General features: G+C 67.4%; 19 protein-coding genes. 11 read left to right on the top strand and 8 right to left on the bottom strand.

Translation table 11 applies throughout. The annotated features are described in order from the left end of the window. The first annotated feature begins 23 nt into the window (after window positions 1–23). Complete coding sequence (locus tag CFB89_RS02175) at window positions 24–332, top strand: DUF3761 domain-containing protein (RefSeq protein ID WP_089466561.1); 309 nt, start codon at window positions 24–26, stop codon at window positions 330–332. A gap of 171 nt (window positions 333–503) precedes the next feature. Further along, the gene (gene ettA / locus CFB89_RS02170; protein ID WP_039352138.1) at window positions 504–2171 is read left to right on the top strand and encodes an energy-dependent translational throttle protein EttA; all 1668 of its coding nucleotides are present in this window, start codon (window positions 504–506) and stop codon (window positions 2169–2171) included. 130 nt (window positions 2172–2301) lie between these two features. Here ettA and CFB89_RS02165 read toward each other — a convergent pair whose 3' ends face one another. From CFB89_RS02165 to CFB89_RS02150, 4 genes are all read right to left on the bottom strand, one after another. Then, window positions 2302–2925: an HAD family hydrolase gene (locus tag CFB89_RS02165; protein WP_089466560.1), complete on the bottom strand. Its 624-nt coding sequence runs from the start codon at window positions 2923–2925 to the stop codon at window positions 2302–2304. After that, window positions 2922–3473, bottom strand: a complete 552-nt coding sequence (locus tag CFB89_RS02160; RefSeq protein WP_089466559.1) for a cysteine hydrolase family protein — start codon at window positions 3471–3473, stop codon at window positions 2922–2924. The genes CFB89_RS02165 and CFB89_RS02160 overlap by 4 nt, the downstream gene beginning before the upstream one ends. A gap of 76 nt (window positions 3474–3549) precedes the next feature. Continuing rightward, window positions 3550–5364, bottom strand: a complete 1815-nt coding sequence (locus CFB89_RS02155; RefSeq protein ID WP_089466558.1) for an aminopeptidase P family protein — start codon at window positions 5362–5364, stop codon at window positions 3550–3552. Between the two features lie 18 nt (window positions 5365–5382). After that, window positions 5383–5637: a hypothetical protein gene (locus CFB89_RS02150; protein WP_089466557.1), complete on the bottom strand. Its 255-nt coding sequence runs from the start codon at window positions 5635–5637 to the stop codon at window positions 5383–5385. Between the two features lie 171 nt (window positions 5638–5808). On the opposite strand from CFB89_RS02150, the gene CFB89_RS02145 reads away from it, so the two are divergent. The 7 genes from CFB89_RS02145 to CFB89_RS02115 all read left to right on the top strand — a co-directional run bounded on the left by CFB89_RS02145 (window position 5809) and on the right by CFB89_RS02115 (window position 11917). After that, window positions 5809–6573: a response regulator transcription factor gene (locus tag CFB89_RS02145; protein ID WP_089466556.1), complete on the top strand. Its 765-nt coding sequence runs from the start codon at window positions 5809–5811 to the stop codon at window positions 6571–6573. A gap of 26 nt (window positions 6574–6599) precedes the next feature. Beyond that, window positions 6600–7898 (top strand): glutamyl-tRNA reductase, encoded by a 1299-nt coding sequence (hemA, locus tag CFB89_RS02140; protein WP_089466555.1) that lies wholly within the window; start codon window positions 6600–6602, stop codon window positions 7896–7898. 93 nt (window positions 7899–7991) lie between these two features. After that, the gene (prfA, locus tag CFB89_RS02135) at window positions 7992–9074 is read left to right on the top strand and encodes a peptide chain release factor 1 (protein ID WP_006477064.1); all 1083 of its coding nucleotides are present in this window, start codon (window positions 7992–7994) and stop codon (window positions 9072–9074) included. A gap of 7 nt (window positions 9075–9081) precedes the next feature. Then, complete coding sequence (gene prmC, locus CFB89_RS02130) at window positions 9082–9924, top strand: peptide chain release factor N(5)-glutamine methyltransferase (protein WP_089466554.1); 843 nt, start codon at window positions 9082–9084, stop codon at window positions 9922–9924. Window positions 9925–9991: 67 nt separating this feature from the next. Continuing rightward, window positions 9992–10303, top strand: a complete 312-nt coding sequence (grxD, locus tag CFB89_RS02125) for a Grx4 family monothiol glutaredoxin (RefSeq protein WP_006477066.1) — start codon at window positions 9992–9994, stop codon at window positions 10301–10303. A gap of 24 nt (window positions 10304–10327) precedes the next feature. After that, window positions 10328–10924, top strand: a complete 597-nt coding sequence (locus CFB89_RS02120; RefSeq protein ID WP_089466553.1) for a UbiX family flavin prenyltransferase — start codon at window positions 10328–10330, stop codon at window positions 10922–10924. 201 nt (window positions 10925–11125) lie between these two features. Further along, entirely contained in the window at window positions 11126–11917 is a 792-nt protein-coding gene (locus CFB89_RS02115; RefSeq protein ID WP_089466552.1) for a class III extradiol ring-cleavage dioxygenase, read from the top strand. 114 nt (window positions 11918–12031) lie between these two features. On the opposite strand, the gene CFB89_RS02110 is transcribed toward CFB89_RS02115, so the two are convergent. Beyond that, complete coding sequence (locus CFB89_RS02110; RefSeq protein WP_089466551.1) at window positions 12032–13630, bottom strand: APC family permease; 1599 nt, start codon at window positions 13628–13630, stop codon at window positions 12032–12034. A gap of 419 nt (window positions 13631–14049) precedes the next feature. On the opposite strand from CFB89_RS02110, the gene CFB89_RS02105 reads away from it, so the two are divergent. Continuing rightward, entirely contained in the window at window positions 14050–14253 is a 204-nt protein-coding gene (locus CFB89_RS02105) for a cold-shock protein (RefSeq protein WP_006477070.1), read from the top strand. A 104-nt stretch (window positions 14254–14357) separates the two neighbouring features. Here CFB89_RS02105 and CFB89_RS02100 read toward each other — a convergent pair whose 3' ends face one another. From CFB89_RS02100 to CFB89_RS02090, 3 genes are all read right to left on the bottom strand, one after another. Further along, window positions 14358–15608, bottom strand: a complete 1251-nt coding sequence (locus CFB89_RS02100; RefSeq protein WP_089466550.1) for an Hsp70 family protein — start codon at window positions 15606–15608, stop codon at window positions 14358–14360. Window positions 15609–15796: 188 nt separating this feature from the next. After that, entirely contained in the window at window positions 15797–16402 is a 606-nt protein-coding gene (locus CFB89_RS02095; RefSeq protein WP_089466549.1) for a nitroreductase family protein, read from the bottom strand. A 157-nt stretch (window positions 16403–16559) separates the two neighbouring features. Beyond that, window positions 16560–17843, bottom strand: coding sequence for an MFS transporter (locus tag CFB89_RS02090; RefSeq protein WP_089466587.1), 1284 nt, complete (start codon window positions 17841–17843; stop codon window positions 16560–16562). Between the two features lie 218 nt (window positions 17844–18061). Between CFB89_RS02090 and CFB89_RS02085 the strand changes: the two genes are divergently transcribed. Continuing rightward, window positions 18062–18682, top strand: coding sequence for a TetR/AcrR family transcriptional regulator (locus CFB89_RS02085; protein ID WP_089466548.1), 621 nt, complete (start codon window positions 18062–18064; stop codon window positions 18680–18682). Window positions 18683–18713 lie beyond the last annotated feature (31 nt).

The raw sequence follows: 18713 nt of genomic DNA, 5'->3' as shown, positions 1-18713 counted from the left end.
CAACGAACGAAACGAGAGAGACCATGCGCACCCTGCTCCGCCGCGCGACCCAGGTCGCGACCCTGTCCGCCGCGCTCTTCGTCGCGGGCGCCGCGTTGCCGCCGGCCGCGCACGCCTATCGCGCGCCGCCCGGCTACGGCAACGAAGCCGACCTCGACCGTCACGACACGTATCGCAACCGCGACGGCGAAACCGTGCATGCGCCCGCGCATTCGAAATCGGGCCGCGTGCCGGACGGCGCGAGCGCGCGTTGCCGCGACGGCACGTACAGCTTCAGCCGCCACCGGCGCGGCACGTGCTCGGGGCACGGCGGCGTCGCCGCGTGGCTGTGAGCGCGGGTCGGCCGAATGGCCTGCGCCGCGCCAGCGGCAACCGGCGGCGAAGTACAATACGCGCTCGCACCGCCGCGCCCCGCGCGGCACGCTCCGTACCGAATCACCCGACGCCGCCACGCCCGCGCGCGCTGCGCGGCCGTCTCAACCACTTCTGACTTTCACACCGAAATGGCCCAATACGTTTTCACGATGAACCGGGTCGGCAAGATCGTGCCGCCCAAGCGCCAGATCCTGAAGGACATCTCGCTGTCGTTCTTTCCCGGCGCGAAGATCGGCGTGCTCGGCCTGAACGGCTCGGGCAAGTCGACGCTGATCCGCATCATGGCGGGCGTCGACAAGGACATCGAAGGCGAAGCCACGCCGATGCCGAACCTGAACATCGGCTACCTGCCGCAGGAACCGCAGCTCGACCCGACGAAGACCGTGCGCGAAGCCGTCGAGGAAGGCCTCGGCGACCTGTTCCAGGCGAACAAGAAGCTGGAAGAAATCTACGCGGCCTACGCCGAACCGGACGCCGACTTCGACGCGCTCGCGGCCGAGCAGGCGAAATACGAAGCGATCCTCGCGTCGAGCGACGGCGGCAGCCCCGAGCAGCAGCTCGAAGTGGCCGCCGACGCGCTGCGCCTGCCGTCGTGGGACGCGAAGATCGAGCACCTGTCGGGCGGCGAGAAGCGCCGCGTCGCGCTGTGCAAGCTGCTGCTCGAAAAGCCCGACATGCTGCTGCTCGACGAACCGACCAACCACCTCGACGCCGAATCGGTCGACTGGCTCGAGCAGTTCCTGGTGCGCTTCCCGGGCACCGTGGTCGCGGTCACGCACGATCGCTACTTCCTCGACAACGCGGCCGAGTGGATTCTCGAACTCGACCGCGGCCACGGCATTCCGTGGAAGGGCAACTACAGCAGCTGGCTCGACCAGAAGGAAGAGCGCCTGAAGCAGGAAGAAGCGTCGGAATCGGCGCGTCAGAAGGCGATCAAGAAGGAACTGGAGTGGGTGCGCCAGAACCCGAAGGGCCGCCAGGCGAAGTCGAAGGCGCGTATCGCGCGCTTCGAGGAGCTGAGCAGCCAGGAATACCAGAAGCGCAACGAAACGCAGGAAATCTTCATTCCGGCCGGCGAGCGCCTCGGCAACGAAGTGATCGAGTTCAAGAACGTCAGCAAGTCGTTCGGCGACCGCCTGCTGATCGACAACCTGAGCTTCAAGATCCCGGCCGGCGCGATCGTCGGCATCATCGGCCCGAACGGCGCCGGCAAGTCGACGCTGTTCAAGATGCTGACCGGCAAGGAACAGCCGGATTCGGGCGAAGTCGTGATGGGCCCGACGGTGAAGCTCGCGTACGTCGACCAGAGCCGCGACGCGCTCGACGGTTCGAAGACGGTGTTCGAGGAAATCTCGGGCGGCGCCGACGTGCTGACGGTCGGCAAGTACGAAACGCCGTCGCGCGCGTACATCGGCCGCTTCAACTTCAAGGGCGGCGACCAGCAGAAGATCGTCGGCAACCTGTCCGGCGGCGAACGCGGCCGCCTGCACCTCGCGAAGACGCTGATCTCGGGCGGCAACGTGCTGCTGCTGGACGAACCGTCGAACGACCTCGACGTCGAAACGCTGCGCGCGCTGGAAGACGCGCTGCTCGAATTCGCGGGCTCGGTGATGGTGATCTCGCACGATCGCTGGTTCCTTGACCGGATCGCGACGCACATCCTCGCGTTCGAAGGCGATTCGCAGGTCACGTTCTTCGACGGCAACTACCAGGAGTACGAAGCCGACAAGCGTGCGCGCCTCGGCGAGGAAGCCGCGAAGCCGAAGCGTCTGCGCTACAAGCCGATCAGCCGCTGAGCGGCGCGGCCCGGGCGCCCGGCGCCGCGCTCGCGCGGGGCCGGTGCCGAACGGGGCCGCTTCCGGAACGGCACAGCGAAAAAGCGAGCCCAGCGCTCGCTTTTTTTATCCCGCGCGACTTCCGCGCCGTCTACACCAGCGCGCCCAGTTCACGCAGGCGTGCTTCGGTCGCCGCCGCGCTCGTGTGATGAATGCCGTGCCAACCAAGCGCCGTCGCGGCCGCCGCGTTGTGCGCGTTGTCGTCGATGAACACGAGCTCGTGCGGCGCGACCCCAGGCAGGTGCGGCTCGATCCGCGCATGCCTCTCGCGGTAGATCGCCGGCTCGGGTTTCACGAGCTTCACGCGGCCCGACACGACGATGTCCTTGAAGCGGCGCAGCACCGGGAAGTTGTCCCATGCATACGGAAACGTCTGCGCGGACCAGTTCGTCAGCCCGAACAACGGCATCCCCTGCGCGTCCAGCCGCTCGACGAGCGCCGCGCCCTCTTCGAGCACGCCGCCGATCATCTCGTGCCAGCGCGCGTAGAACGCGCGGATCAGCGCCTCGTGCTCCGGAAACTTCGCGACGAGTTCGGCCGTGCCCTCCTCGATCGTCTGCCCGCCGTCCTGGCGGACCACCCAGTCCATCGCGCATACGTGCGTGAGGAACCAGCGGCGCTCGGCGGCGTCGGGAATCAGTTCGCGGTAAAGGTACTCGGGACTCCAGTCGATCAGCACGCCGCCGAAATCGAACACCACTGCCTTGATCGTCATGCGAACTCCGCGGCGAGCACGTCCGCGAGCGGACGCGGCGTCACCGCGTTGCCCGACAGCGAATTGTTGTGCCAGATGAAGTGATGGTGCGCGACGATCTGCGCCGCCGACAGGTGGGCACGCTCGTTCGTCGTGTGCAGGTCGGACACGACGGTCGTCCGGTAGCCGAGCAGCGCGGCACGGCGCGCGGCCGAATCGACGCAGAACTCGGTCGCATAGCCGCAGATCAGCACCGAACGGATGCCATGGCGATCGAGCTGCGCCGCGAGCGGCGTGTCGTGAAACGCGTCGCTCGCCTGCTTGCGCACGCGCCAGTCGTCGCGACCGACGACCAGCCCGGCGTGCAGTTCCCAGCCCGGCGTGCCGGGCACGATGTCGTCGTCCGCGTCGCCGTCGTGCTGCACGAAGCACACCGGCGCGTTCGCCGCATGCGCCGCTGCCGTCAACCGGTTGATGCCCGACACCACGTCGTCGAGCCGGTACGCGGGCTGCGCCCGCTGCACCAGCCCACGCTGCATGTCGACCACGATCACCGCAGTGTCCGCCATTGCTTGCCCTCGCTGTTATTGTCAGGCCGTCGTTCGATCGTGACCGACTCGCCATCCGCCGTTGCCGCGCGTTGCGTCAGATCGGCTGCGTGCGCAAGTCGAGCCACGCCTTCGCGTCGCCGCTCAGATGCCGGCCGACGCGCTCGCGCACCGTCGCGTGATACGTGTTCAGCCACGCGCGCTCTTCGTCGTGCAGCATCTCGATCAGCACGCAGCGCGTGTCGATCGGGCACAGCGTCAGCGTCTCGAATGCGAGGAAATCGCCGAACTCCGTCTTCCCGGCCGCGCGGTTCACGACCAGGTTCTCGATCCGGATGCCCCACTGGCCCGGACGGTACACGCCCGGCTCGATCGACGTGATCATTCCCTCTTCCATCGCCGTGTACGGCTCGGCCGGCGCGTAGTGCGAGATCACCTGCGGGCCTTCGTGCACGTTCAGGAAGTAGCCGACGCCATGCCCGGTGCCGTGGCCGTAGTCGAGCCCGGCCGCCCACATCGGCGCACGCGCGATCGCATCGAGCATCGGCGAGCGGATGCCGCGCGGGAAGCGGGCGCGCGATAGCGCCATCATCGACTTCAGCACGATCGTGAAATCGCGCCGCTGCAGGTCGCTGACGGTGCCGACCGGCACGACGCGCGTGATGTCGGTCGTGCCCGTCATGTACTGGCCGCCCGAATCGATCAGCAGCAGGCCGTCGCCGGCGATCGTCGCGTGCGACTCGCGCGTCGCATGGTAGTGCGGCATCGCGCCGTTCGCGTTGAAGCCGGCGATCGTCGCGAAGCTCGCCGACACGTAGCCGGGGCGGCGGGCGCGCGCGGCCGTGAGCTTCTCCTCGATCGTCAGCTCGGTGATCGTCTCGCGATTCACCGCCTGTTCGAACCACGCGAAGAATTCGGCCAGCGCGGCGCCGTCGTGCTCCATCGTCACGCGCACGTGCTCGATCTCGGCGGACGTCTTGCGCGACTTCGCGAACGTCGACGGATTCACGGCCTCGACGAGCTTCACGCCGGCCGGCACGGCCTCGAGCGTGCCGAACGTCACGCGGCGCGGGTCGATCAGCAGCGTCGCGCCGTCGGGCAACGCCCCGAGCGACGCACGCGCGGCGTCGTAGGCGCGAACGTCGACGCCATCCCGCGCGAGCGACGCGGCCAGCGCCGGCGGCACCTTGCCGTCGGCGACGAACAGCGTCGCGCGATCGGCGCCGATCAATGCGTGCGCAACGAACACCGGATTGAAATTGACGTCGGCGCCGCGCAGGTTGAACAGCCACGCAAGATCGTCGAGCGTCGACACGAAGTGCCATTGCGCGCCCTGCGCGTGCATCGCGCGGCGCACTTCGGCGAGCTTGCTCGCGCGGGTCGTGTCGGCCTGCGGCGCCACGTGCTCGAACACCGCATCGCCGGGCAGCCCCGGCCGCTCCGGCCAGATCGCGTCGAGCAGGTCGACGTCGGTGCGCAGCGCGATGCCGCGCGCGCTCAGGGCGGCGCTCAGCCCGCGCGCGGCCGCGACGCCGAGCACGGCGCCATCGACGCCGACCGTCGCGCCGGCCGCCACGTTCTGCGCGAGCCAGTCGACGTGCGGTGCGCTCTGCTGCCCGCCCGTCATCTTCATCAACTGCACGCCCGTGCCCGCCAGCTCGGCGTCGGCCTGCACCCAGTAGCGGCTGTCGACCCACAACCCCGCGAACTCCGCGGTCACGACCAGCGTGCCGACCGAGCCCGTGAAGCCCGACAGCCAGCGGCGCGCCTGCCAGCGTTCCGGCAGGTATTCGGACAGATGGGGATCGGCGGACGGCACGAGATAGGCGGCCAGGTTCTCGCGGGCCATGGCGCCGCGCAACAGCGCGAGACGGGCCGGCACCGGCGAGACTTCGGGGAGACGGGCATTCATGATTTCACCTGAGAGCATTCAGCGACGGGCCGACAGCGCGACCGTCACGGCTACGGCGAGGAACGCGACGCCGGTGCAGACCGGCCATTCGAGCGTCTCGCCATCGTAAAACAGTCCCGAGAGATTGCCGACCATGCGGGCGGCGGCCGCGCCCGCGATGCCGACGAGCACCGCGATCCACCATGCCGGCCGGCCCGTGCGCCGCATCGGATGCAGCCAGCGACCGAACAGCCCGACGGCCGCTCCCAGGACAAGGATTCCAAACCAGTTCATTCAACGCCTTCTATAAATTCAGATTCGTCCCATAGGCGTGAACGTTGCCAGCGGCTAGCATCGATTCATCCATCGAACCCGAGACCAGCCGGGCGCCGCGAACGTTCGAGTGTAGGGGCCGACTCGACGTTATGGCAAGCGCACACCGGCTGCCGTATTGAAGAAATCGTCATGCGAATCGCTCTGATCGATCCGGAGTCGCGTCATAGCGCTCTCCTGAACCGCCTGCTCTTCGCGGGCGGTCACGTGTGCCATGCGTTTCCGTCCAGCACCGCATTCTTCGAGTGGCTCGCCGCCGACAACACCTGCGACATGCTGGTCACCGGCCACTGGGCCGGCGACCGGCCAGCGCAGGAAGTCATTCCGCGCGCGCAGGCGATTCTGCCCGGGTTGCCGGCCATTGCCATGATGCAGTCGGCGCGCGAAAGCGAAATCGTCTCGTGCCTGCACGCGGGCGCCGACGATTGCCTCGTGCGCCCCGTGAGCGGGCCGGAGTTTCTCGCGCGCGTCAACGCACTGAGCCGGCGCGCGGGCGTGCGGCGAGCGCCCGCCCGCTCGCGCGAAACGTACGGCGAATACGCATTCGACACCACCCATTGCCTCGTGCGTTTCGGCGACGCAATCGTTTCACTCACGCCGAAGGAGTTCCGTTTCGCGCAGTTGCTGCTCACGAACGTGTCGCGGCCCGTGTCGCGCGCCCATATCCTCGAAACGGTATGGGGCCGCCGCCGCGACATGAAGTCGCGCACGCTCGACACGCACGCGTCCCGGCTGCGCAGCAAATTGCAGCTGCTTCCGGAGCGCGGCTACCGGCTGTTGCCGCTCTACGGCTTCGGCTATCAGCTCGACCGCGTGCCGATCGAGCCCCCAAATTCGCGCCCCCGCCACGCCGATGCCCGGTACGCAGCGAGTGAGGAAATTACTGAAACGCTATAATATGGGGCTAAACGATAGCCCTCGATATGCAACTCCTCACGATCGGAATCAACCACCACACTGCGCCTGTCGCCCTGCGCGAACGCGTGGCGTTTCCGCTCGAGCAAATCAAGCCGGCTCTCGTCACGTTCAAGAACGTGTTTCTCGGCCCGCAGGCGCCCAATACGCCGGAAGCGGCGATTCTCTCCACCTGCAACCGCACCGAACTGTATTGCGCCACCGACGATCGCGCGGCCCGCGAAGGCGCGCTCCGCTGGCTGTCGGAGTATCACCGGATTCCGGTCGACGAGCTCGCGCCGCACGTCTATGCGCTGCCGCAGTCGGAAGCCGTCCGGCACGCGTTTCGCGTGGCATCCGGCCTCGATTCGATGGTGCTCGGTGAAACCCAGATTCTGGGCCAGATGAAGGATGCCGTTCGCACCGCGACGGAAGCGGGCGCGCTCGGCACCTACCTGAACCAGCTGTTCCAGCGCACGTTCGCGGTGGCGAAGGAAGTGCGCGGCACGACCGAAATCGGCACGCAGTCGGTGTCGATGGCCGCCGCCGCGGTTCGCCTCGCGCAGCGGATCTTCGAAAAGGTGTCGGATCAGCGTGTGCTGTTCATCGGCGCCGGCGAAATGATCGAGCTGTGCGCGACGCACTTCGCCGCGCAAGGCCCGCGCGAACTCGTCGTCGCGAACCGCACGGCCGAACGCGGCCAGCGGCTCGCCGAGCGCTTCAACGGCCGCGCGATGCCGCTGGCCGACCTGCCCGCCCGCATGCACGAGTTCGACATCATCGTGTCGTGCACCGCGTCGACGCTGCCGATCATCGGCCTCGGCGCGGTCGAGCGCGCGGTGAAGGCGCGCCGCCACCGGCCGATCTTCATGGTCGACCTCGCGGTGCCGCGCGACATCGAGCCCGAAGTCGGCAAGCTGAAGGACGTGTTCCTTTACACCGTCGACGATCTCGGCGCGATCGTGCGCGAAGGCAACGCGTCGCGCCAGGTCGCGGTCGCGCAGGCCGAAGCGATCATCGAGACGCGCGTGCAGAATTTCATGCAATGGCTCGACACGCGCAGCGTCGTGCCGGTGATCCGTCACATGCATACGCAGGCGGACGCGCTGCGCCGGGCCGAAGTCGAGAAGGCGCAGAAGCTGCTCGCGCGCGGTGACGATCCGGCTGCGGTGCTCGAAGCGCTGTCGCAGGCGCTGACCAACAAGCTGATCCACGGCCCGACGAGCGCGCTCAACCGCGTCAACGGCGCCGATCGCGATTCGCTGATCGACCTGATGCGCGGCTTCTACCAGCACGCGCCGCGCTCGAACGACCAATCCGGCCACTAGCGCCGCCCGGTCGCCCTGCCGCCGGCCGGTCGTTGTCCCACCGCCGGCCTATCCTTTCCGAATACCCCTTGCCCGGGAGCGCCGCTCCACACCATGAAGACGAGCATGCAACGCAAGCTCGACCAGCTTTCCACACGGCTGGCCGAACTGAACGACCTGCTGAGCCGCGAAAACGTCACGGCCGACCTCGACCAGTACCGCAAGCTGACACGCGAACATGCGGAACTCGGCCCGGTCGTCGAGCAATACGCGTTATGGCGCCAGTCGCGCAGCGACGAGACGGCCGCGCAGGAGCTGCTCGCCGATCCGTCGATGCGCGATTTCGCGGAAGACGAAATCCGCAGCGCGCGCGAGGGCATGGCGCGGCTCGAGACCGAACTGCAGAAGATGCTGCTGCCGAAGGACCCGAACGACGACCGCAACATCTTCCTCGAAATCCGCGCGGGCACGGGCGGCGACGAATCGGCGCTGTTCGCGGGCGACCTGCTGCGTATGTACCTGCGCTTCGCGGAACGCCAGCGCTGGCAGGTCGAAATGATGTCGGAGAGCGCGTCGGATCTCGGCGGCTACAAGGAAGTGATCGTGCGAATCGCGGGCCAGGGCGCGTATTCGCGCCTGAAGTTCGAATCGGGCGGCCATCGCGTGCAACGCGTGCCGGCCACCGAGACGCAGGGGCGCATCCATACGTCCGCGTGCACGGTCGCCGTGATGCCGGAAGCCGACGAAATCGGCGAGGTCGAGATCAATCCGGCCGACCTGCGCATCGACACGTTCCGCGCGTCCGGCGCGGGCGGCCAGCACATCAACAAGACCGATTCGGCGGTGCGCGTCACGCACATCCCGACCGGGATCGTCGTCGAATGCCAGGACGACCGCTCGCAGCACAAGAACAAGGATCGCGCGCTGAAGGTGCTCGCCGCGCGCATCAAGGACAAGCAGTATCACGAGCAGCACGCGAAGGAAGCGGCGACGCGCAAGAGCCTGATCGGCTCCGGCGACCGCTCCGAGCGGATCCGCACGTACAACTTCCCGCAAGGCCGGATGACCGACCACCGGATCAACCTGACGCTGTACCGGCTCGAGGCGATCATGGACGGCGATCTCGACGAACTGATCGGCGCGCTCGTCACCGAGCACCAGGCCGAGTTGCTCGCGTCGCTCGGCGAAGCCGACTGAGGCCGCGATGCCCGACACCACCGCCGACGCGTTGCTGCGCGCATCGCCGCTCGACCCGGTCGATGCACGCGTGCTGCTCGCGCATGCGCTGGGCTGGACTCGCACGCAACTGATCACGCGCGGCGACGCGCCGCTCGACGCCGCCGTGGTCGAACGCTTCCGCGCGCTCGAAGCGCGCCGCGTCGCCGGCGAGCCCGTCGCGCAACTGGTGGGGATGCGCGAGTTCTTCGGCCGCCCGTTCGACGTGACGCCCGACGTGCTGATCCCGCGCCCCGAAACCGAGCTACTCGTCGAAGCCGCGCTCGATGCGATCAGCGGGCTGCCGCACGCCGCCGTGCTCGATCTCGGCACCGGCAGCGGCGCGATCGCCGTGTCGATCGCGGCCGAGCGCCCCGATGCGCGCGTCTGGGCGCTCGACCGTTCGCCGGCCGCGCTCGCGGTCGCGCAACGCAACGCCGACAAACTGCTCGACGCGCGGCGCCCCGGCGGCCCGCTGCGCTGGCTGCAGAGCGACTGGTACGCGGCGCTCGATCCCGCGCTCGCGTTCGATACGATCGTCAGCAACCCGCCGTACATCGCGCAAGGCGACCCGCACCTCGCGCAAGGCGACCTGCGTTTCGAGCCGCGCGGCGCGCTCACCGACGATGCCGACGGCCTCAGCGCGATCCGCACGATCGTCGCGGGCGCCGGCGCGTACCTGAAACCGGGCGGCACGCTCTGGATCGAGCACGGCTATGACCAGGCCGAAGCCGTCCGCGCGATCCTGGCGTCGCACGGCTTCGTCGCGGTCGAATCGCTCGCCGATCTCGCCGCCATCGAACGCACGACCGGCGGCCGCCTGCCGGGCTGACGCCCGGCCCGCCCGGTTGAAATCCGCTATCATTTCGATCTAACGCCCCGCAAACGCAAGGTCAGTCATGGACACCCAACAACGTATCAAGCAAATCGTCGACGAAAACCAGGTCGTGCTCTTCATGAAGGGCAACGCGCAATTCCCGATGTGCGGCTTCTCGGGCCGCGCCGTGCAGGTGCTGAAAGCCTGCGGCGTCGACCAGTTCAAGACGGTCAACGTGCTCGAGGACGACGAAATCCGCCAGGGCATCAAGGCATTCTCGAACTGGCCGACCATCCCGCAGCTCTATGTGAAGGGCGAATTCATCGGCGGCTCGGACATCATGATGGAGATGTACCAGTCGGGCGAACTGCAGCAACTGTTCGCCGCCGCTTGATACGCGGCACCCGCCCCCTTTTCGATGGCATCTCCCAGCGCGCCGCCACGCCGGCTGATCGTCGCGATCACCGGCGCCACCGGCGCGATCTACGGTGTGCGGCTGCTCGACCTGCTGCGCGCCGCCGGCGGCGTCGAAACGCACCTGCTGATTTCGAACGCCGGCTGGCTCAACATCCAGCATGAACTGAAGCTGCCGAAGGCCGACGTCGAAAGCCGTGCGGACGTCGTGCATTCGGTGCGCGACGTCGGCGCGACGATCGCGTCGGGCTCGTTCGCGACCGACGGCATGGTGATCGCGCCCTGTTCGATGAAGACGCTCGCGAGCGTCGCGCACGGGCTGTCCGACAACCTGATCACGCGCGCGGCCGACGTCACGCTGAAGGAACGCCGCCGTCTCGTGCTGATGGTGCGCGAAACGCCGTTCAACCTCGCGCATCTGCGCAACATGACCGCCGTCACCGAAATGGGCGGCATCGTCTTCCCGCCGCTGCCGGCGTTCTATGCAATGCCGAAGACGATCGAGGAACTCGTCGACCAGACCGTCACGCGCGTGCTCGACCTGTTCGCGCTCAGCGCCCCGCTCACGACGCCGTGGGCCGGCATTCGGCACACGCAGTAAATTACCCCCTTCTGCGCGGATTCCCCACCGATTCGCACCGCAATTCCGTCGATCTCACGCCTTCAGACGCGAATCGGCTTGGTGCGCGTGCCATCGCCACGATTATCAACGAACAAGCGTCAATCAAATTCCCGATTGCCGATTTATCAATGCCCGGTGCGCGCCTATAGTCACAGGCAAACCCTTTCGCAGGTCACCACCATGAACCGCTTGCCTTCGCTGTACCTGTCTCACGGCGCCCCGACACTGCCGATCGACCCCGCGCTGCCCTCCGGCGCGTTCACGCACCTCGGCGCCGAACTGCCGCGCCCGCGCGCGGTGCTGATGCTCTCCGCACACTGGGGCACGCAACAGCCGGTCGCGAGCGTCGCCGCGCATCCGGACACGATTCACGACTTCTACGGTTTCCCGCAGGCGCTGTACGACATCCGCTATCCGGCGCCGGGCGCACCCGACGTCGCCGCACGCGCGGCCGCGCTGCTGAACGCGGCCGGCATCGCGACCGCGACGACCGAACACGGCCTCGATCACGGCGCGTGGGTGCCGATGCTGCTGATGTTTCCGGAAGCCGACGTGCCGGTCGCGCAACTGTCGATCCAGCCGCGCGCGGACGCCGCGCATCACTTCGCGCTCGGCCGCGCGCTGCGGCCGCTGCGCGACGAAGGCGTGATGGTGATCGGCTCGGGCCAGATCACGCACAACCTGCGCGCCGCCGATTTCGGCGCGACGCCCGAGGATGCGGACCCGCGCGTCGCGGAATTCACCGACTGGTTCGAGGCCAAACTTGCCGCGCGCGACGTCGATGCGCTGCTCGACTATCGCCGGCAGGCGCCGCACGCGGCGCTGATGCATCCGACCGACGAGCATCTGCTGCCGGTCTTCACCGCGCTCGGCGCGGCGGACGACGACTACCGGCTCGGCATCCAGTCGCTCGGCACCTACCAGCGCGTGCTCGCGATGACGAACTACGTGTTCGCGAACGCCGACGCCTGAATCCGAACGGCGGCGCCATCGCCGAGCCAGTCAGCAAAAAGCCCGCCCGAGCATCGCTCGGGCGGGCTTTTTCGCTGCATCCTGCCGCCGCCGAATCCGGCGACAGGTCAGGCGTCAGGCGCCGACCCCCTCGAGGATCTCGTCGTGCGACTCGCGCTCGTCGAGATACTGGGTCCGGTAGCCGGTATTCACGCCCCAGAAGTAGAACACCAGCGAGATCGCCGCGACGATCAGCATGTCCCAGCCGTACGGCAGGTAGCCGTGACCGCCGAATTCCTTGCTGCCGATCAGCGACAGCACGGCCATCGTCGGCAGGTACGCGACCAGCCACCACGCGGCCTTCAGGTCGGCGCCCCAGCCGGTCCAGCCCGACTTCGCCTGGAAGTAGAAATACACCGGCAACGCGACGATCATCAGCAGGATGATTTCGCCCGTCAGCGGCCACTTCGCCCAGTACAGGATCAGCGACGCGCACACGAACGCGAACGGCGCGATCAGCTTCATCAGCGGAATCGACAGCGGACGCTCGATGTCGGTCGCCGAACGGCGCAGCGCCATCAGGCTGATCGGACCGGTCAGGTACGAGATCACCGTCGCGACCGAGATCACCGCCGCGAGCGAGCTCCAGCCGCGGAAGAAGAACAGGAAGATGAACGACACGAGCAGGTTGAACCACATCGCCTGGCGCGGCACGCCGTAGATCGGGTGCACGTTGCCGAACATCTTCGGCATCGTGTTGTTGCGCTCCATCGCGTAGATCATGCGGGTGGTCGTCGCCATGTAGGTCGTGCCGGTGCCACTCGGGCTGATGAACGCGTCGACGTACAGCAGGATCGCGAGCCAGTTCAGGTTCAGCGCGATCGCGAGTTCCGCGAACGGCGACGAGAAGTTGAAGTGCGCCCAGCCCTTCGCGACGTCGGCGGGGTTCACCGAACCGATGTACGCCATTTGGAGGAGCACGTAGATCACGAGCGCGAGCAGGATCGACGTGATCACCGCGAACGGCACGCTGCGCGACGGATTGCGCGCTTCACCGGCGAGATTCACCGGGCTCTGGAAGCCGTTGAACGCGAACACGATGCCGCTCGTCGCGACCGCGGTCAGCACGGCCGACCAGCCGTACGGCGCGAAGCTCGCGTTGGATGCGGTGCCGAGGTTCTCCGAATGGAAGCTCGTGAGCATCAGGCCGAGGATCGTGAGGCCGGGAATCAGGAACTTGAAGATCGTGATCGCGGTGTTCGCCCGCGCGAAAGCCTTCACACCCCAGTAGTTCAGCATGAAGTAGACGACGACCAGCACGGCCGACAGCAACAGGCCCAATGTCTGCAACTCGCCGTTCACGAACAAGGCATGAGCCCACGGATACGGCCACGTGCTCATGTACTGGATCGACGCTTCGGCCTCGATCGGGATCACGGATACGATCGCGATCCAGTTGGCCCATGCGCTGATGAAGCCCACCAGCGAACCGTGCGAGTAGCGCGCGTAGCGCACCATGCCGCCCGATTCGGGGAACATCGCCCCCAGTTCCGCATACGTCAGCGCGATCGCGAGAATCACGACGGCGCCGATGATCCATGCGCAGATCGCCGCCGGACCGGCGATCTTGGCGGCCTTCCACGCACCGAACAGCCAGCCCGAGCCGATAATCGAACCCAGCCCCGTCAGCATCAATGCAAACGGGCCGATGTTCCGTTGAATAGAACTCTTCACATCCTCTCCTGTGTCTCAAAAAGCATGGTCGGCCGGCGATCCGGGATCGGCTCGGAGCGCACCGCGCACGCATTCTTGGGAGGAGGGTCACCCGATCGGGGCAACCCGTCCACGCGGCGCGTAGTTTAACGGTTGCACCTCGAACGTGGCGCCAAAATCGATCGACCCCTACAAAAAATTCGCATCGCTTGCAAGCTTTGTAAACCGAATATCCGCAATAACCCTGAATGCCCGGGAATACGGTTGACCGTCAGACGGATTAGCCGTATAAAGGACTTCGCAGGATTTCAAGTGGCGAGTGAATTGGTTCTTTCGTAGTTCGCCCATCAACGGTACTCCGGTTGGTCCTATTACCCCTTCCTTGATTTTCCGCACCCCATGGGCTTCGGCCCCGTTTTATCTTTTTAGGAACAAGTAACATGGCAACCGGTACCGTCAAGTGGTTCAATGACGCAAAGGGCTTCGGCTTCATCACCCCGGAAGGCGGCGGCGACGATCTGTTCGCGCACTTCTCGGAAATCCGCGTCGAAGGCTTCAAGACGCTGCAAGAAAACCAGAAGGTTGAATTCGAAGTGAAGACGGGCCCGAAGGGTCTGCAAGCTGCGAACATCCGTCCGGTCTAAGCTTGGCGCGATAATTCGTGTAAAAAAGCCCCGCTTCGGCGGGGCTTTTTGTTTTTGGGCGCCGGTTGTCCGTCCGGCATGGCGACCTTTTAGCCGCCCGCCGTTCAGCCGAACAGGCGCTGCGCGTGAATACCGAGCCCCGTCGCGACACTCGCCAGGCGATCGCCGAACACCGGCTGCGCGTCCGGGAACGCGCCGGCCAGCGCGCCCGACAGGAACGCGAGCCCCGTCGAACCGCCGGTGAAATACAGCGCGCCGACATCGCGCGGCGCCACGCCCGCGAGCCGCACCGTCTCGCGCGCGGCGTCGACGATGCGTGCGGTGTCGTCGCGGCTCGCATCGACGAGGCGATTCGCGTCGAATGCGATCTGCAGATCCTCTTCCACGTCGTTCAGGTCGATCATCGTCTCTCCGCCCGCCGCGACGCCGATCTTCGCTTCCTCCGCGCGCGCCATCAGCGCGTGCCCGAGCCGCTGCTCGACCACGCTCGTGAGGCGCTCGTACTGTCGCACGTCCTGGTACAGGTGCTTCATCAGCTTCAGCTCGCCGATCCGCTTCGGCGTGTAGACGGTGTTGATCAGGTGCCAGGTCGCGAGATCGAAGTAGATCTTGTTCGGCAGCTCGCGCCCTTCCGGGTCGAGCGAACGGTAGCCGAATGCGGGCAGGATCGCCGCCAGTTCGACCCGCCGGTCGTAGTCGGTGCCCGCGACGTGCACGCCGTGGTGCGCGAGCACGTCGTCCTTGCGCTCGAGCCGCGCCATCCGCGCCGGGCCGACGCGCACCAGCGAGAAGTCGGACGTGCCGCCGCCGATGTCGGCGACCAGCACGAGACGCTCGGCCGACTGGCGCGATTCGTAGTCGAAGGCGGCGGCGATCGGTTCGTACTGGAAGTGAACGTCCGCGAACCCGACCGACTGCGCGGCCGCCTCGAGCTGATCCTGGGCGAGACGGTCGGCGCGCGGATCGTCGTCGACGAAGAACACCGGCCGCCCGAGCACCGCGCGGCCGATCGGCGCGCCCGCGCGCGCTTCGGCCTTGCGCTTCAGGTGCGTCAGGAAGCGCGCGATGATTTCGGTGTACGCGATCGCGCTGCCGTCGCCGAGGTCGGTCGTCGTTTCCGCGAGCGGCGAGCCGAGGATGCTCTTCATCGAGCGCATCAGCCGGCCGTCGAAACCGTCGATATAGGAGGCCAGCGCCGCTCGGCCGTATTCGACCGTCTCTTCGTCGTTGTTGAAGAAGATCGCGGTGGGCAGCGTCAGGTGGTCGCCCTCGACGGGCGCGAGGCGCATGCCATCGCCGTCGGGCAGCGCCACGGCGGAATTGGACGTGCCGAAATCGATCGCGCAGTAAGTCATGGGAAATTGCCGCAGCAGGGCCGGCGCGAAAACGGAAAGGACGGGCTTTTTAACATGAAGCCCGCGGGATCACAACCGGGGCCGGCCGCCCGTGCCGCGCAACGGGGGCCGGTGGCCACGGCGCGCGGCGTGGCGCGCCGGGAACAGGCGCGAACAGGACGGGTGACGCAGCCTGTCCGCCCGCGGGGTCAGGCCGCCGCGTCGAAGCGCTTCTTCCACGCACCGGCATAGACGACCTCGCCGAGCGCATGCCGCGTGCGCGGCGCCTTCTCTCGATCGCGCAGCACCGGATCGAGCTTGTCGACGTTGCCGTAGTGGCCGAGCGAGATGATCGACGCGATCGCGACGTCCGCCGGAATCGCGAACGCGTCGCGGAATGCCTTCGCGTCGAACCCGCTCATCTGGTGCGCGGCGAGGCCGAGCGCATGCGCCTGCAGCACCAGCGACATCGCGGCGGCGCCGGCGTCGTACAGCGCGGTCGGCGCCGGCTCGCCCTTCGGCGTCAGCGTGTGCGCGGTGACCGCGATCAGCACCGGCGCCGGTGCATTCCAGCCCTGGTTGAACGGCACCAGCGTCGCGAACGCGCGCTTGAACGCGTCTTCGTCCTGGGTGCGATCGAATACGATGAAACGCCACGGTTGCGCGTTGTACGCGGACGGAGCCCAGCGTGCCGCTTCGAGCACCGCGTGAAGATCGCCGGCGCTGATCGGCTCATCCGAATACGCGCGCGGGCTCCAGCGGCCCGCGATCAGATCGTGAATCGAAACAGTGGTGGGAGCAGGTTTGACGGACATGCGGTTCCTCGCTGACATCGATGAAGGGGCGCGAACGCCTTCGCGAACCGCAAGCATACCCGCTTGAGCGACTGCGCGCCCGATCCGGGCGCGCTATGCCAATCTCCGTGCGTGCAATGGCCGGCCGCAGCGCGTGCGGCCGGCCGGTCCGCCGCGCTCAGGCCGCCTGCGCGGCCGCGCGCGACGGGCCGCGGTTGATCCGCAGCACGATCAGCGCGCCGACGATGCACAGCCCGCCCGAGATCATCGACGCGATCGTGTAGGTGCCGAGGCTCGCGCGCAGCAACCCGGCGCCGAGCGCGGCGAACGCCGCGCCGAGCTGGTGGCCGGCGACGATCCAGCCGAACACGACCGGCGCCGCGGCCTTGCCGAACACATCGGTCGCGAGCCGTACGGTGGGCGGCACGGTCGCGATCCAGTCGAGCCCGTAGAACATCGCGAACAGCGGCAGCCCGAAGAAATCGATCCCGAACGCATGCGGCAGGTAGATCAGCGACAGCCCGCGCAGCCCGTAATACCAGAACAGCAGCACGCGGTTGTCGTAACGGTCCGACAACCATCCCGACAGCGTCGTGCCGAACAGGTCGAACACGCCCATCGCCGCGAGCAGCGACGCGCCCTGCACTTCGGTCATCCCATAGTCGCTGCACATCGCGATCAGGTGCGTGCCGACATAGCCGTTGGTGCTCGCGCCGCAGATGAAGAAGCTGAAGAACAGCAGCCAGAAGTCGCGCGAGCGGCTCGCCGTCAGCAGCGTGCGGAACGCGACCGCGAGCGGATTCTCCTTCGTCGCGTCGGGCGCGGGCGGCGCATCGGCCGGCTCGCCGTACGGGCGCAGCTGCACGTCGGCCGGCCGCTCGGGCAGCAGCAACGCGACGAGCGGAATCACGATCGCGGCCGCCACCGCGACGACCAGCACGACCGGCCGCCAGCCGTGACGCTGCGCGATCGCCGCGAGCATCGGCAGGAACACGAGCTGGCCGGTGGCCGTGCTCGCGGTCAGGATCCCCATCACGAGGCCGCGCCGCGCATGGAACCAGCGCGTGACGAAGGTCGCGGACAGCGTCAGCGCGACGACACCCGTCGAGCAGCCGACCATCAGCCCCCAGATCACCACCATCTGCCAGCTCTGCGTCATCATCGACGACAGCGCGACGCCCGCGCCCATCGTCACGAGCGCGGTGAGGATGGTCGGCCGCAGCCCGAAGCGCTGCATCGCGGCGGCCGCGAACGGGCCCGTCAGGCCGTACAGCGCGATGTTGACCGAAATCGCCAGCGAAATCGTCGCGCGGCTCCAGCCGAGCTCGCGTTCGAGCGGCACCATCAGCACGCTCGGCGTCGCGCGCGTGCCGGCCGCCGCCAGCAGGATCAGGAATACCACCGCCGCCGCGAGCCATCCGTAATGGAAGCGCCCGCCGATTCGTGTCACTGCCCAGTTCATCTTCACGTTCTCCAGTGGGCGGTTTTGGCGCCATCGCGCGTGCTCCGCCCCGACCGAGCCACCTCCGCCGCGCATTTCAACATCGGCTGACCCGGGCCGATGCTTGGCATTCGTCTGTCGAGCCGGCGCGATTGTTACCGACCGGTCACAACTGTGTTGCGATCGTAGTTACCAGTCGGTAACATGTCAAGCAATCCATTACGTAGTCGAGGGTCATCATGTCGGGCATCGAGGCCGCCAAACCGCTGGCGCGGCGCACACGCCGGCCGATCGACGGCGCCACCGCGCAGGAGCACCTGCTGCGTGCCGCCGAGGAGCTGTTTTACAGGGAAGGGGTGCGCACGGTCGGCGTCGAGGCGGTGGTGGAGCGCGCAGGCGTCAACAAGATGAGCCTGTACCGCCAGTTCTCGTCGAAGGACGAGCTGATCCTCGCGTATCTGGAACGGATGGACGCGTGCTTCTTCGAGCGGCTCGACACGAGCGCCGCGAAGCATCCGGGGCAGCCGAAGGCGCAGTTGATCCAGTACTTCGTCGATCTCGCCGAACGCGCGACGCAAAAGGACTATCGCGGCTGCCCGTTCGTCAACGTCGCCGCCGAATTCCCGGATGCGTCGCACCCGGCGCGCGAACGCGTCGCGCAGAACAAGGAGCAGTTGATGAAACGGCTCGTCGCGCTGTGCGAAGGCGCCGGCGCGCGACAGCCGAAGGCGCTCGCCGATGCGCTCGCGCTGGTGGTCGAAGGCATCTATGCGGCGAGCCAGACCTACCGGCATGGCGAAACGCCGATCGGCACCGCGCCCGCGCTCGTCACGCAGTTGATCGAAGCGGCCTGCGCGTGACGGCCCGCGCGCGTTGTTCCCCGGCGCGCCC

This window comes from Burkholderia sp. AU16741, from assembly GCF_002223345.1.
Taxonomy (GTDB): domain Bacteria; phylum Pseudomonadota; class Gammaproteobacteria; order Burkholderiales; family Burkholderiaceae; genus Burkholderia; species Burkholderia sola.
This window is presented reverse-complemented; position numbering and strand designations above follow the sequence as displayed.